We start from the raw sequence: 13,542 nt of genomic DNA, 5'->3' as shown, positions 1-13,542 counted from the left end.
GCGCCCGCCGCCGACGGCCACCCCCGGCAAAGGAACCGTCCATGCACCAAGAAGACGAGCCCCGCGCGGCGCCCGCCCGCCGCCGCTTTCTCCGCCTCGGCCTGATCTCCGTCGCAGCCGTCCCGGCCGCCTCCTGTAGCAGGCGAGAGCCCGCATCCGAAGCCGCGAACGCCTCGCCGCAGCAGGCCCGGCCGCAGGAACCCTACCGCCCCACCTTCTTCACGCAACAGGAATGGGATTTCCTGACGGCGGCCTGCGATCGCCTGATCCCGTCCGACGATGCCGGCCCCGGCGCGGTCGAGGCCGGCGTGCCCGAATTCCTCGACCGCCACATGCAGACGCCCTATGCCCGCGGCGAGATCTGGTACATGCAGGGTCCCTTCGTCGAGGCCGGCCCCGAGTTCGGCTACCAGGGCAGGCTCGCGCTGCGCGACATGCTGCGCGCGGGCATCAAGGGCATCGACGCCCATTGTGTCGGAACGTACCAGGGCAAGCATTTCGCCGAACTCGACCATGGCCGGCAGGAAGAGGTCCTGAAAGCCGCCGAGGCAGGCAAGCTGCAGATCGACGAAGTGCCCGCCAAGCAGTTCTTCTCGTCGCTGCTGACCGAGGTCCGCAACGGCTATTTCGCCGATCCCAGCCACGGCGGCAACAAGAACATGGCCGGCTGGAAGGCCATCGGCTACCCGGGCATGCGCGCCGACTACCTGGACTGGGTCGAAGTGCGCGACAAGCCCTACCCGATCGCGCCGGTCGACCTGTCCGGCAGGAGGGCCTGAGCATGGCCACCGTCAAGCCGAAAGTGGATGCAGTCATCGTCGGCATGGGCTGGACCGGCGCCATCATGGCCAAGGAACTGACCGACGCCGGCCTGCGGGTGGTCGCGCTCGAGCGCGGCCCCAACCGCGACACCCAGCCCGACTTCGCCTATCCGCGCGTGGTCGACGAACTGGAAGGCTCGATCCATCGCCGCTATCTGCAAAGCCTGGCGAAGGAAACCGTCACCATCCGCCACAACCCGTCGGGCACCGCCGTGCCCTATCGCCAGATCGGTTCATTCAAGCCGGGCACCGGCGTGGGCGGCGCCGGCAGCCACTGGTCGGGCTGCCACTTCCGCGCGCTGCCGGAAGACCTGCGCCTGCGCAGCAATATGGTCGAGCGCTACGGCGCCGGTTTCATCCCCGAAGACATGACCATCGCCGACTTCCCGGTCAGCTACGAAGAGCTGGAGCCGCACTTCGACCACTTCGAGTACGTGTGCGGCACCTCGGGCAAGGCCGGGGTCATCGGCGGCAAGCAGGTGGAAGGCGGCAATCCGTTCGAAGGCTCGCGCTCGCGCGACTACCCGCTCGGTCCCAACCCCAATTACCTGGGCGCCGAACTGTTCTACAAGGCGGCGCGCGAGATGGGCTACCACCCCTATCCGATCCCGGCCTCGAACGCGTCGGCGTCCTACGTCAACCCCTACGGCTGCCAGATGGGGCCGTGCAACTTCTGCGGCTTCTGCAGCGACTACGGCTGCCTGAACTACTCCAAGGCCAGCCCCAACGTCTGCATCATGCCGGTGCTGCGCACGCGCGAGCTGTTCGAGCTGCGCACCGAATCGCAGGTACTGAAGGTCAATCTCGACGCCGGCCGCACGCGCGCCACCGGCGTCACCTATATCGACCCGCAGGGCAACGAGTGCGAACAGCCGGCCGATATCGTGCTGGTGTGCGCCTTCGCGCTGTACAACGTGCACCTGATGCTGGTGTCGGGCATCGGCACGCCCTACGACCCGATCTCCGGCCAGGGCACGGTCGGCCGCAACTATTCGTACCAGAACCTGAACCGCATCAACCTGTTCTTCGACGAGAGCATGCAGGCCAACCAGTTCATCGGCATCGGCGGCGGCGGCACGGTGTTCGACGATCTGAACGGCAACCAGCTCGACAACGGCGCCGCCGGCTTCGTGGGCGGCGGCGTGATCTGGGCGCGCCAGCCCGGCGCCGGGCCGATACGCGGGATCACCACCGCGCCCGGCGTGCCGTCGTGGGGTCCCGGTTGGAAACAGGGCGTGCGCGACGCGCTGCGCCACTCCTTCTATTACGAGGTGCAGGGCGCCTGCATGTCGTACCGGACCAACTGCCTCGACCTCGACCCCACCTACAAGGACGCCTTCGGCCGGCCGCTGCTGCGCATGACCTTCGACTGGAACGCCAACGAGATAAAGGCCTCGCAATACCTGGTGAACAAGGGGCTGGAGATGGTCAAGGTGCTGGGCCCGAAGGCGGTGAAGGGCGATGCCAAGAAGGAAGGCGACCACTACAACACCACCAGCTACCAGAGCACGCACACCTGCGGCGGCGCGATCATGGGCGCGGATCCGAAGACGTCGCCGCTGAACCGCTACCTGCAATCTTGGGACGTACCCAACGTGTTCGTGATCGGCGCCAGCGCCTTCCCGCAGAACAACGGCTACAACCCCACCGGCATGGTGGGCGCGCTGGCCTACTGGTGCGCCCGCGCCATCCGCGAGCAATACCTGAAGCAGCCCGGGCCGCTGGTCCAGGCCTAGGGCCGGCGCCGGGCGCCGGCCGTCCGCCAGGCCGCCACCCGGCGCCGGCAAGCCAAGCCAAGATACGAGGAGAACGCCATGACACGCTCCGCCCGCGCCCTGTCGGTCGCCGTCCTGGTCATCGTGATTATCGTCGCCGTGCTGCTCGGCCTCGCGTTCTGGCCCACGCGCACGGCCCCGCTCGAGCAGGCCCAGGCGGCCGCCGGCGACCCGCAGTGGGTCGAGCGCGGCCGGCTGGTGGCCACTGCCGGCGATTGCATCGCCTGCCATACCGCGCGCGGCGGCCAGCCGTTCGCCGGCGGGCTGGCGGTGGCCTCGCCCATCGGCAACATCTACAGCACCAACATCACGCCCGATCCCGACACCGGCATCGGCCGGTACAGCCTGGACGAATTCAGCCGCGCCGTGCGCCACGGCATCGCGCGCGACGGCAGCACGCTGTACCCGGCCATGCCGTGGCCGTCGTACGCCCGCCTGAGCGACGACGACGTGGCGGCGCTGTACGCCTATTTCATGCACGGCGTGGAGCCCGTCTCCAACCAGAACCGCCGCACCGACATCCGCTGGCCCTTGTCGATGCGCTGGCCGCTGGCCATCTGGCGCCGGCTGTACGGCCCCGGCGACGATGCCCGCTTCGATGGCTCCCGCTACGCCGACGCGCAAGTGGCGCGCGGCGCCTATCTGGTGCAGGGCGCCGGCCACTGCGGCGCCTGCCATACGCCGCGCGCCGCCACGCTGCAGGAAAAGGCGCTCGACGACAGCAGCGAACTGTACCTGTCGGGCGGCGCCGCGATCGACGGCTGGGTGGCGGTCAACCTGCGCGGCAACGACGACGGCCTCGGCCGCTGGAGCCTGGACGACATCGTCGCCACGCTGCGCGGCGCGCGCAATGCGCACCAGGCGGTGATCGGTTCGCCGATGCAGGATGTCGTGCTGCACAGCACGCAGCATATGAGCGATGAGGACGTGCGGGCCATCGCCGCGTACCTGAAGCAGCTGGGACCAGGCCCGGATCGCGGGACGTCCTACGCCGACTCGCCCGACACGGCGCGCGCGCTCATGGCCGGCCAGGACCTCGGCCGCGGCGCCGAACTGTACGCCGACAGCTGCGCCGCCTGCCATCGCAGCGACGGCAAGGGCAATCCCAACGGCCTGCCCGCCATCGCCGGCAATCCGACGGTGCTGACGCCGGACCCGTCCTCGCTGATCAGGCTGGTACTCACCGGCAGCATGCTGCCGTCCACCGCGCACGCGCCGTCCAACCTCGGCATGCCCGCCTTCGACTGGCGGCTGTCGAATGACGAGGTGGCGCAGTTGCTGACCTTCATCCGCAACGGCTGGGGCAACAAGGCGCCCGCCGTGTCCTCTGCCGACGTGGCGAAGGTGCGGCAGGCGCTGGCCGACGAAACCCGCAGCGCCCGCAAGTAAGGCACGCAAGGCACCGGCCGGGCGCCCGGCATGGCCGGCCGGGCCGGGGAACGGCGCCGGCGAACGCCGCCCGCCTGCGCCGTTCGTTTATACTAATGATATGTACCAAACGGATAGAATTGTTCTAGGCAAGGGTTCGCTGTGCGGGCAGATCGAATCGATCCTGCGGCATCGGATCCATTCCGGCACCTACGCGCCGGGCAGCCCCTTCCCCACCGATGCCGACCTGTGCGCGGAGTTCGGCGTCAGCCGCGCCACGGTGCGCGTGGCCCTCGACGCCTTGCGGCGGGACGGGCTGATCGTCCGCTATCCGCGCCGCGGCTCTTTCGTGAAAGAGCGCGGCAACGATGCGTTCGCCCTGCGCTTCAACGGCTCCATCGAGCAGATCATTACCCAGGGCGACGGCGCCGGCACCGCGCACCACATCGAACGCTGCCAGTATGCCGCTCCCACGGCCATCGAACGCGAGCAACTGCAGCTGGGCCCCGACGACAAAGTCCTCCGGATCAGCGGCTATCGCGTGCGCGACGGCGTGCGCGTCGGGCAGATGCAGGTTTCCATGCCGGCCGAACTGGGCAAGCATCTGAACATCAAGGAAGGCGGAGAATACGCCACCATCTTCCGCCTGTTCGAAGAGCGCCTGGGCCTGAAGACGCACCGCGTGCGCCAGAGCGTGACCGCGGCCATGCCGTCGCGGGACACGGCGCAGGCGCTGGGCATCTCGCCGCGCGTGCCGCTGCTGGTGCGCCAGCGGACCTTCCTGGGGGCCGACGGGCAGCCGCTGCAGCTGGCCGTGGCCTCCTTCCCCAGCGACCGGTATCGCTACGAGATCGAGATTTCCTGAACCTCAGGCCGGCGCCAGCTGCTCGATCAGCGCCGGGTCGTAGCCGATCTCCGACAGGATCTCGCGCGCGTGCTCGCCCAGGTCCGGCGCCGGGTAGCGCCACACGCCGGGCGTTTCCGACAGCCGCGGCAGGACGTTGTAGAGCTTGACCTGGCCGAGTTCGCCGTCCTCGACGTCGACGAACACCTCGCGTTCCCGCACGTGCGGGTCGGCCACGACGTCGGGAATCTCGTTGACCGGGCCGGCCGTCACGTCGGCCTCGTCCATCGCGCGCAGCGACTCGGCCAGCGTCCTGGCCGCGAACCAGCCGCCCACGATGGCATCGACCTCGGCGCGGTGGCGGACCCGCGCGGCGTTCGTCGCGAACCGCGGGTCGTCGTTCATTTCCGGCCGACCGATGGCGATGAACAACCGCTGCGCCATGCTCTGCATTGACCCCGACACGGCGATGTAGCGCTCATCCGCGCAGCGGTACACATTGCGCGGCGAGGTGGTGTTGGAAGCGCTGCCGCAGCGTTCGTTGACGTGGCCGGTGGCCGCGTAGATGGTCGCCTCGACCCCCAGCAGCGACACCACGGGCTCGAGCAGCGACAGATCGATGACCTGGCCCTGCGCCTGCCCGGCGCGCCGCGCCAGCAGCGCCATCGACACCGCCATCGCGCCGTACACGCCGGTGATCTTGTCGGCGAAGCCCAATGGCGGCAGCACGGGCTCGCGGTCGGCGAAGCCGTTCTGGCTGGCCAGGCCGCTCATCGCTTCGACGATCGTGCCGAAGCCGGGGCGGCCGGCATACGGGCCGGTCTGGCCGAAACCCGAGATCCGCACGATGACGAGCCCGGGGTTGGCCTCGTGCAGCGCGGCCGGGCCCATGCCCATGCGCTCCAGCGTGCCGGGACGGAAATTCTCGATCAGCACGTCGCTGGCGGCCGCCAGCGCGCGTGCCGCCTGCCGGCCGGCCTCGGCGCGCAGGTCCAGCATGATGGAGCGTTTGTTGCGGCCGTACGTTTTCCACTGCAGCGATACGCCGTCGTGCTTCCAGGCGCGCAGCGGGTCGCCCTGGGGCGGCTCCACCTTGATCACCTCGGCGCCGAAATCGCCCAGCAGCGCGGAAGCCACGTTGCCCGCCAGCAGGCGCGAGAGGTCCAGGACCCGCACGCCGCGCAGGATGCCCTGCCTGGACGGGTCGAAAGAAATGCTCACGGTGCCCCCTGTCGCTAGCGGCGAAACAGGGTCGTCGTCAGGTTGGCGCACAGCTGGCCATACTGATTGACGAAGCTGCGCCGTTCCACGATCTGCCCCAGCCGGCCCGACTTCCCGTGCTTGAGCCGGGCCTCGACGATTTCCATGCGCATGGTGACCACGTCGCCCACGATCATGGGCTCGAAGAACTCGTAGCCGTCCTGTCCGTGGACGAGCGCCTTGCCGAACGGGAAATCGTGGTGGACGTCGGGATCGTTGCAGGTGAAATAGACCAGCCACAGCAGCGGCCAGGGCGCGACCACGCCGCGGTAGCCGCGCGACAGCGCCACCTCGCGGTCGTAGTGGACGGGGTCGTGATTGTCCAGCGCCAGCGCCATCCGCCTGGCGGCGCCGGCTTCGATGGCCATGCGCTCGGGCCTGCCCGCCGGCCCCACCATGCCGGCCAGGAAGCGTTCGACTTCGGCGTCGGAAAGTTCCGCGGGTGTCGGCGTGGCGTTCATGCCAGGCTCCCTGCGCGGCGTCCGGCGATCTCGACGCGGCGCGGCAGTTCCGCGGCCACCGTCCCGGTCGTGGTCTTCACGCCATCCTGGTTCTCGATCCAGCATTCGATCTCCACCAGCGCCTTCCCCTCTTCTTCGAACTTGCGCTTGACCACGCCGCGCACCGTGGCGGCGTCGCGCGGCATGGTGTTGGCGACGTTGCGGTCCACATAGCGGCTGACCCTGGCGAACACGCCCAGCCAGCGCGTCGTTTCCGTCAACAGCATCGAGGCCATCAGCGGCCCGGACAGCAGGATGCCCGGCAGGCCCTGCGCCTTGGCGACGTATTCGTCGTGGTGGAACTCGTGGTGATAGTTGTCGCAGGCGCCGGCCCAGCGGACCTGGTGGCCGACCATCATCGGTCCCTTCTCCACCGGGCCCAGGCACATCCCTTCCTCGAAATCCTCGAAGCAGAGCGGGTCCGGCGTCTCGTATTCCAGCTTGCGCATGGTCTCTTCCTTCTCCGTTTAAAGTACTATTGATACGTACAATTATGATTATTTAAGAAAACATCGTATGTCAAGCCGATCCGGGCTTTGACCGGCCGGCAACCCATGACTTATCATTCTAATTGTACATACTATTCGTATGTAACTATCATAAAGTACAGAATCTCGCTCCCAGGGAAAGGAAAGGATGGATACGGCCCAGGCAACTCAATTGATCGAAACGTTCGAGAACAGCGCGCGCCGCTTCGAAACCTCCTGGGGAGACGGCAGAATGGTCTGGCGCAAATGGGGCGAAGGCCGCCCCGTGGTGCTGCTGCACGGTGGCGCCGGCAGCTGGATGCACTGGATCCGGAACCTGGGCGCCCTGTCCGCGCGGCAGGAAGTGTGGGTGCCCGACATGCCCGGCTTCGGCGATTCCGACGTACCGTTCGAAGGCAAGGTGGATGCCGACGGACTGGCGCCGCTGGTGCGCGACGGCATCCGCGAACTGCTGGGAGACCGGCGCTTCGCCCTGGTGGGGTTCTCGTTCGGCAGCCTGGTGGCCACCGCGATCGCCGCCGAGCCGCCCGCCGCCCTGGACCGCCTGGTGCTGGTGAGCGCCTCCGCGCTGGGTCTGTTCCAGGGCCCCGCTCCGCTGCAGCCGCTGCGGGGCGTGACCGATCCGGAGGAACGCCGGCGCATCGTCCGCTTCAACCTGAACGCGATGATGCTGCACGACCCGTCGACCATCGACGACCTGGCGATCCTGGTCCAGAAGAAAAGCGCGCCGCGCGACCGCATCAAGAACCGGCAACTGGCCCGCACCGACTACCTGGTGCGCACCGCGCCCTCATGGACGCGGCCGGCCTACGGCATCTGGGGCCGCCAGGACTATGCCTACCGCGACCAATTCCCGCGCCTGCAGGAAGTGGTGTCCGGACTGGGCCTGCGCGAGGCCGCCTACATCGACGGCGGCCACTGGCTGCCGTTCGAGAACCCCGAGCAATTCAACCCGCTGTTGCAGCGAATGCTGGACGCCGCGGATTGACCACGCGCAGTACCCGGAGGCAGGGAGCCGCCTCGCGCAGCAAAACAGAAAACAGGAGATGAAACATGATTCATTGCATACCGGGCCTCGCCCGGCGCCTGATGATGTCCGCGCTTGCCGCCTGCGCCTTGGGCGGCGCGCCTGCCGCGCGCGCCGAAGGCGATGCGGCGGGCTTTCCCGACAAGCCGGTCAGGCTGGTCGTGCCGTTCGCCGCCGGCGGCAGCAACGACATCATGGCGCGCTACGTCGCCAGCAAGCTCGGCCCCCGGCTGGGGCAATCGGTGGTGGTCGACAACAAGGCCGGCGCCAACTCCATCATCGGCAGCGAATTCGTCTCGACCTCGGCGCCGGACGGCTACACGCTGCTCATCATTTCCAATGCCTTCACCACCAATCCGGCGGTGTACCACAAGCTGCCCTACGACCCCGTCAAGAGCTTCACGCCGGTCGCTTTGCTGGGCACCGGCCCCAACGTGCTGGCGGTATGGCCGGGTCTGGGCGTCAAGTCGCTGGCCGAGCTGGTGGCCCTGGCGAAGTCGCGGCGCGCCGAGCCGCTCACCTACGCCTCGTCGGGCCTGGGCGGGATCCATCATTTCACCGGCGAGATCTTCCAGGAAACGGCCGGCATCACGATGACGCACATCCCGTACAAGGGGGCCGGCAATGGCATGAACGACGTGATGTCGGGGCACGTGCAGGTGCTGGTCAACACCGTGGCGTCGGCGCTGCCGCAGATCAGGAACGGCAGCCTGAAGGCGGTGGCCATCGACAACCCGACCCGCATCCCGGTGCTGCCCGACATTCCCACCATCGCCGAAAGCTATCCCCAGTGGAAGAGCAACGCCGTGTGGTGGGGCATCATCGGCCCGGCGGGCATGCCGGCGCCCGTCGTGCAGCGCCTGAACCGCGAGATCAACGCCGTGCTGCGGACGCCGGAGGTGCGGGACTGGATGCAGGCGCAGTCGGCGCAGGCGGCGCCCTCCTCGCCGGACGAGTTCGGGCAGCGCATCGGGCAGGAGATCACGAAGTACAAGGCCCTGGCGCAATCGGCGCACATCGCAATCAACTAGAGAACGCGAAAGGATCCGACATGCAGGAAAGACACGCGGTGGTCGTGGGCGCCGGCGGCGGCATCGGACGCGAATGCACGCGGCAGTTGCGCGCGCGGGGCTGGCGCGTATTCGGGCTCGACCTGAACCGCCTGGAAACGGACGACCCGGGCGTCATGCCGCTGATTTGCGACGTGACCGACGCCGGCGACGTGCAGCGCGCCTTCGCGGAAATCGGCCGGACGGCGCCGGCGATCAACGCGCTGATCGTCTGCTCCGGCATCCTGAAGGTGGGCGCGCTGGAAGACATGGCCATCGAAGCCTTCGACGCGATCTTCTCGGTCAACGTGCGCGGCCCCTTCCTGTGCGCCCGGGCCGCGGCGCCGATGCTGCGCGCCGCCGCCAGCGCTGACTATCCGTCGCGCATCGTGTTCCTGTCCTCGGTCGCGGCGCTGCGGCCCAAGATCCACGGCGGCGCCTACGCGGCCACCAAGGCGGCGCTCGACGCGCTAACGCGCACCTTCGCCGGCGAACTGGCGCCGGGCGTGCTGGTCAACGGCATCGCCCCGGGCGCGGTCGACACCGACTTCGTCCGCAAAATGCGCCAGGGCGCGGACGCCGGCGATTCGTACAAGGCGGGCGGCAGCACGCTGCCTCCGCTGGGCCGGATCGCCACGCCGGCCGACGTCGCGGCCGTCATGAACTTCCTGCTCGACCCGGGCGCGAACCACATGCTCGGGGCCATCATCACGATGGATGGCGGCGCTTCGGCGGTGCGGATGTAATATGGCGGCGTCCGCCCTAGGCAACGCCGGGCCCCTTCACGACACGGCACCGCGCCATGGATCCCGCCACCCTGTCCGCCTATGACCGCCAGGCCGCCGCCTTCGCCGACGACTGGCTCGCCCAACCTGCCCCGGACGATATGTACGCGCTGCTGGCGCGCCATTTCACGCCCGGCCCCACGGCCGACGTCGGCTGCGGCGCCGGCCGCGACGTGGCGTGGCTGGCCAGCCACGGCTTCGACGCCATCGGCTACGACGCCTCTTCCGCCCTGCTGCAGGAAGCGCGCCGGCGCCATCCGCAACTGCGCTTCGAACAGTCCGCGCTGCCCGGGCTGCCGGGCATCGGCTCCGCCCGCTTCCAGAACGTGCTGTGCGAAACCGTCATCATGCACCTGGACCCGCCGCAGATCGGCCCCGCCGTCCGGCGCCTGCTGCAGATCCTGCGCGCCGGGGGACACCTTTACCTGAGCTGGCGCGTCACCGCCGGCACCGCCCAGCGCGACAGGCACCGGCGCCTGTACTCGGCGTTCGATGCGTCGCTGGTGCTGGACGAGTGCGCGGGCCACGAGATATTGATGGACGCGGAAGAAGTCAGCGCGTCGTCGGGAAAAACCGTGCATCGGGTGATCGTGCGCAAGACGAACGCGTGAACGCGGCCGGGCCGCGCGCCATATTGCCTGGCGCAGGCCGATCGCAAACGCCTCATCATTTTCCGCGGAAGCTCATCCGAATTGCGAATTTCCCCGCCGCGCGCCGCCGCCACATAATGGCGCCCTCGCCGCCGCCGGGCCGTGCGGGCGAACGCAAGGAGAGCGGCATGTTCGAAGGATTCACCACCACCGACATCGAGACCAGCGGCGCGCGCATCCACCTGCGCCACGGCGGCAGCGGGCCGCCGCTGCTGCTGTTGCACGGCAATCCGGCCACCCACGTGACCTGGCACCGGATCGCCAACCGGCTGGCCGAGCGCTACACCGTGGTCGCCACCGACCTGCGCGGCTACGGCGACAGCGTCGGCCCGGAAGACGGCGGCCCGCGCCACGAGAACTATTCGTTCCGCGCGATGGCGCAAGACCAGGTGGAAGTGATGCGGGCGCTGGGCTTCGACCGCTTCTACGTGGCCGGCCACGACCGCGGCGCGCGCACCACCCATCGCCTGTGCCTGGACCATCCCGAACGCGTGCTCAAGGCCGCGGTGCTCGACATCCTGCCCAGCCAGTACGTCTGGACGCACGTCGACAAGAAATGGGCGACCGATTCCTGGCACTGGACCTTCATGATCCAGCCCGCGCCCTTTCCCGAGCAGTTGATGGCCGGCGTGCCGGCCGACTGGTTCATGCGCTTCAAGCTGTCCAAGAACGGCCGCGGGCTGGACTTCTTCCCGAAGGAAGTATTCGACGAATACGTGCGCTGCTTCACCTGGAAGACCATCCACGCCTCGTGCGAGGACTACCGCGCCTGCGCCACCATCGACCTGGAACTGGACAACGCCGACATCGAACGCGGCAACATGGTCAAGGCGCCGCTGCTGGTGCTGTGGGGCCGGCACGGCGCGGTGGCCGGCAAGGGCGACGTGCTTTCCATCTGGCAGGAGCGGACCGAACTGCCCGTGACCGGCGCCGCCACGGAATCGGGCCATTACGTGCCGGAAGAAGCGCCCGACGATACCTACGATTGGTTCGTCAGATTCTTTCGGTGAAGCCGGCCCGGCGCCGCCGCAGCGCGCGCTGGAATTCGGCCGCGAAGGCGCGCCGCTGCGCCACGCCCACCTGGGTGCCGACCGCCACCTTGTCCGCGCCCTGCTGGAGCCAGAACGTGTCGCCCCGGCGGCCGCCCCAATGGCCGTGGACCCAGCCCAGGTTGAAATCGTGGCGGGTCGTGCCTTCGCTGCGCAGCACTTCCACCACCACCCGGTCGCCCTCGATGCGCACCGTCTCGCGGTCGAGCGCGTGGCGGGCGTAGTACAGCAGCGCGGCGCCCAACAGGCCGTTTTCGAGCACGGAGAACGGCAGCACCATCCACAGCCCCTTCCATGCGAACAGCGTGGCGAAGGTCAGCGACAGCGTGGTGAGCGAACCGTAGATGGCCAGTACCTGCCGCGGCGACAGCGAGCAGTTCCGCTTCAGCGTCCATTGCCGCGCGGCAGGCGCGCCGGCGTCGCCGGACGGCCCGCGATGGGCGGCCGGCGTTGACCGGGGATCGAGCCGTGTGAACTGTGCCATGGGAAGACTGCTGCAGCGCGCTGCGGCCATTATCTCATCCGCGGCCGGCCTGGCTGCGTCCATGCGGCGCCCCGAAATCCAGCAGCGGCCCGGCCGGCACGATGCCGGACGGATTGATCTGCCGGTGGCTGCCGTAGTAATGGCGCTTGATGTGGCCGAAATCCACCGTTTCGCGCACGCCGGGCCATTGGTACAGCTCGCGCGCATAGCCCCACAGCGCCGGATAGTCCACCAGCCGCCTGAGGTTGCACTTGAAGTGCCCCACGTAGACGGCATCGAAGCGCAGCAGCGTGGTGAACAGGCGCCAGTCGGCCTCGGTGACGCGCTCGCCGCACAGGTAGCGGCGGCCGGCCAGGCGCGCCTCCAGCCAGTCCAGCGTCTCGAACAGCGGGCCCACCGCGCGCTCGTAGGCGGCCTGGCTGGTGGCGAAGCCAGCGCGGTAGACGCCGTTGTTCACGGTGGCGTAGATCCGTTCGTTCAGGCCATCGATCTCGCCGCGCAGCGCTTGCGGGTAGTAGTCGCCCGGCCGCGCGCCCAGCGCGTCGAAGGCGCTGTTGAACATGCGGATGATGTCGGCCGATTCATTGCTGACGATGGTGCGGCGCCGCGTGTCCCACAGCACCGGCACCGTGACCTTGCCGGAGCATGCCGGATCGGCCAGCGTGTAGATCTCGCGCAGCAGCCGCTTGCCGTTGATCGTATCGGGCACCACGCCTTCGCCCGGCTCGAACGACCAGCCGTCGGCGCCCAGGTGCCAGTGCGTCACCGACACCGGGATCATGGCCTCCAGCCCCTTGAGCCGGCGGAAGATCAGCGTGCGATGCGCCCATGGGCAGGCCAGGCTCACGTACAGATGGTAGCGGCCGGCCTCGGCGCGAAAGCCCGCTTCGCCGGTAGGCCCGGCGCTGCCGTCGGCGGTGATCCAGTTGCGGAAAACGGACGGCGGGCGCTCGAATTCGCCCCCGGCCGACGCGGCGCCGACGGTCTGCCCGATCCAGCGGCCATTCTGCAAGAATCCCATGGGATGCTCCCGGGAGGGGAAGCGGCCATCATAGCGCGGCCCTTCCCCGTGGCGGCTCCTAGCTCTTTTTGCGCAGGCACTCGCTCATGAAGGCGCGGCGGTCATCGCCCGTCTTGCCCGCGGCTTCCTTGTTGCAGAGGGTCATTTTTTCCTGCTGCGTGCCCGCCTTGGCCGATGCCCTGGCCGACAGGCACTGCTTCATGAACGCCCTGCGGTCGTCTCCCGTCTTGCCCTTGGCCTGCTCGTTGCAGGTCGTCATCTTGCTCTGTTGACTGTTCTGCGCCAGCGCGGGGGCGGCGGCGAAACCGAAGGAAAGGGAGATTGCCAGGGCCAGCAGCTTCTTCATTTCGGGGCTCCGAGAGGTCGACGTTCCGCGCGGGGCGCGGAATCGGAGCGAAGTGTAAGCTCGCTGCCCAAGGTC

Annotated in this window: 15 protein-coding genes; 9 read left to right on the top strand and 6 right to left on the bottom strand. The window is 68.6% G+C overall.

The window, feature by feature from the left end; translation table 11 throughout:
• Positions 1 to 41 precede the first annotated feature (41 nt).
• The 4 genes from ABD927_RS17365 to ABD927_RS17350 all read left to right on the top strand — a co-directional run bounded on the left by ABD927_RS17365 (position 42) and on the right by ABD927_RS17350 (position 4,829).
• Positions 42 to 779: a gluconate 2-dehydrogenase subunit 3 family protein gene (locus tag ABD927_RS17365; protein WP_345251103.1), complete on the top strand. Its 738-nt coding sequence runs from the start codon at positions 42 to 44 to the stop codon at positions 777 to 779.
• Positions 780 to 781: 2 nt separating this feature from the next.
• Positions 782 to 2,557, top strand: coding sequence for a GMC family oxidoreductase (locus ABD927_RS17360; RefSeq protein ID WP_345251102.1), 1,776 nt, complete (start codon positions 782 to 784; stop codon positions 2,555 to 2,557).
• Positions 2,558 to 2,635: 78 nt separating this feature from the next.
• On the top strand, positions 2,636 to 3,985 hold the full coding sequence (locus ABD927_RS17355) for a cytochrome c (protein ID WP_345251101.1): 1,350 nt from the start codon (positions 2,636 to 2,638) through the stop codon (positions 3,983 to 3,985).
• Between the two features lie 100 nt (positions 3,986 to 4,085).
• Positions 4,086 to 4,829 (top strand): GntR family transcriptional regulator, encoded by a 744-nt coding sequence (locus ABD927_RS17350; protein ID WP_345251100.1) that lies wholly within the window; start codon positions 4,086 to 4,088, stop codon positions 4,827 to 4,829.
• A gap of 3 nt (positions 4,830 to 4,832) precedes the next feature.
• On the opposite strand, the gene ABD927_RS17345 is transcribed toward ABD927_RS17350, so the two are convergent.
• From ABD927_RS17345 to ABD927_RS17335, 3 genes are read right to left on the bottom strand one after another with little or no spacing between them, the layout of a single operon-like run.
• Positions 4,833 to 6,029, bottom strand: coding sequence for a CaiB/BaiF CoA transferase family protein (locus ABD927_RS17345; RefSeq protein ID WP_345251099.1), 1,197 nt, complete (start codon positions 6,027 to 6,029; stop codon positions 4,833 to 4,835).
• 14 nt (positions 6,030 to 6,043) lie between these two features.
• On the bottom strand, positions 6,044 to 6,529 hold the full coding sequence (locus ABD927_RS17340) for an FAS1-like dehydratase domain-containing protein (RefSeq protein WP_345251098.1): 486 nt from the start codon (positions 6,527 to 6,529) through the stop codon (positions 6,044 to 6,046).
• Positions 6,526 to 7,017: a hotdog family protein gene (locus tag ABD927_RS17335; protein ID WP_345251097.1), complete on the bottom strand. Its 492-nt coding sequence runs from the start codon at positions 7,015 to 7,017 to the stop codon at positions 6,526 to 6,528. The genes ABD927_RS17340 and ABD927_RS17335 overlap by 4 nt, the downstream gene beginning before the upstream one ends.
• Positions 7,018 to 7,204: 187 nt before the next feature.
• Here ABD927_RS17335 and ABD927_RS17330 point away from each other — a divergent pair, with 187 nt between their 5' ends.
• From ABD927_RS17330 to ABD927_RS17310, 5 genes are all read left to right on the top strand, one after another.
• A complete protein-coding gene (locus ABD927_RS17330) occupies positions 7,205 to 8,044 on the top strand; it encodes an alpha/beta fold hydrolase (RefSeq protein WP_345251096.1) in 840 nt (279 codons plus the stop codon).
• Between the two features lie 65 nt (positions 8,045 to 8,109).
• Positions 8,110 to 9,114 (top strand): tripartite tricarboxylate transporter substrate binding protein, encoded by a 1,005-nt coding sequence (locus ABD927_RS17325; protein ID WP_345251095.1) that lies wholly within the window; start codon positions 8,110 to 8,112, stop codon positions 9,112 to 9,114.
• Between the two features lie 20 nt (positions 9,115 to 9,134).
• Positions 9,135 to 9,878 carry an SDR family NAD(P)-dependent oxidoreductase gene (locus ABD927_RS17320; RefSeq protein ID WP_345251094.1) on the top strand — a complete coding sequence of 248 codons (744 nt, stop codon included), beginning with the start codon at positions 9,135 to 9,137 and terminating at the stop codon, positions 9,876 to 9,878.
• A gap of 56 nt (positions 9,879 to 9,934) precedes the next feature.
• Positions 9,935 to 10,528: a class I SAM-dependent methyltransferase gene (locus ABD927_RS17315; protein ID WP_345251093.1), complete on the top strand. Its 594-nt coding sequence runs from the start codon at positions 9,935 to 9,937 to the stop codon at positions 10,526 to 10,528.
• A gap of 167 nt (positions 10,529 to 10,695) precedes the next feature.
• A complete protein-coding gene (locus ABD927_RS17310; protein WP_345251092.1) occupies positions 10,696 to 11,577 on the top strand; it encodes an alpha/beta hydrolase in 882 nt (293 codons plus the stop codon).
• Here ABD927_RS17310 and ABD927_RS17305 read toward each other — a convergent pair.
• Genes ABD927_RS17305 through ABD927_RS17295 form a run of 3 tightly spaced genes read right to left on the bottom strand, consistent with a single transcriptional unit; the run spans position 11,561 to position 13,467 of the window.
• Entirely contained in the window at positions 11,561 to 12,100 is a 540-nt protein-coding gene (locus ABD927_RS17305) for a DUF2244 domain-containing protein (protein ID WP_345251091.1), read from the bottom strand. The two genes, ABD927_RS17310 and ABD927_RS17305, sit on opposite strands and share 17 nt — an antisense overlap.
• Positions 12,101 to 12,134: 34 nt before the next feature.
• Complete coding sequence (locus ABD927_RS17300) at positions 12,135 to 13,121, bottom strand: glutathione S-transferase family protein (RefSeq protein ID WP_345251090.1); 987 nt, start codon at positions 13,119 to 13,121, stop codon at positions 12,135 to 12,137.
• 58 nt (positions 13,122 to 13,179) lie between these two features.
• On the bottom strand, positions 13,180 to 13,467 hold the full coding sequence (locus ABD927_RS17295; RefSeq protein WP_345251089.1) for a PsiF family protein: 288 nt from the start codon (positions 13,465 to 13,467) through the stop codon (positions 13,180 to 13,182).
• Positions 13,468 to 13,542 lie beyond the last annotated feature (75 nt).

The sequence above is a fragment of the Pigmentiphaga soli genome (genome assembly GCF_039541095.1).
Taxonomy (GTDB): Bacteria; Pseudomonadota; Gammaproteobacteria; order Burkholderiales; family Burkholderiaceae_B; genus Pigmentiphaga; species Pigmentiphaga soli.
This window is presented reverse-complemented; position numbering and strand designations above follow the sequence as displayed.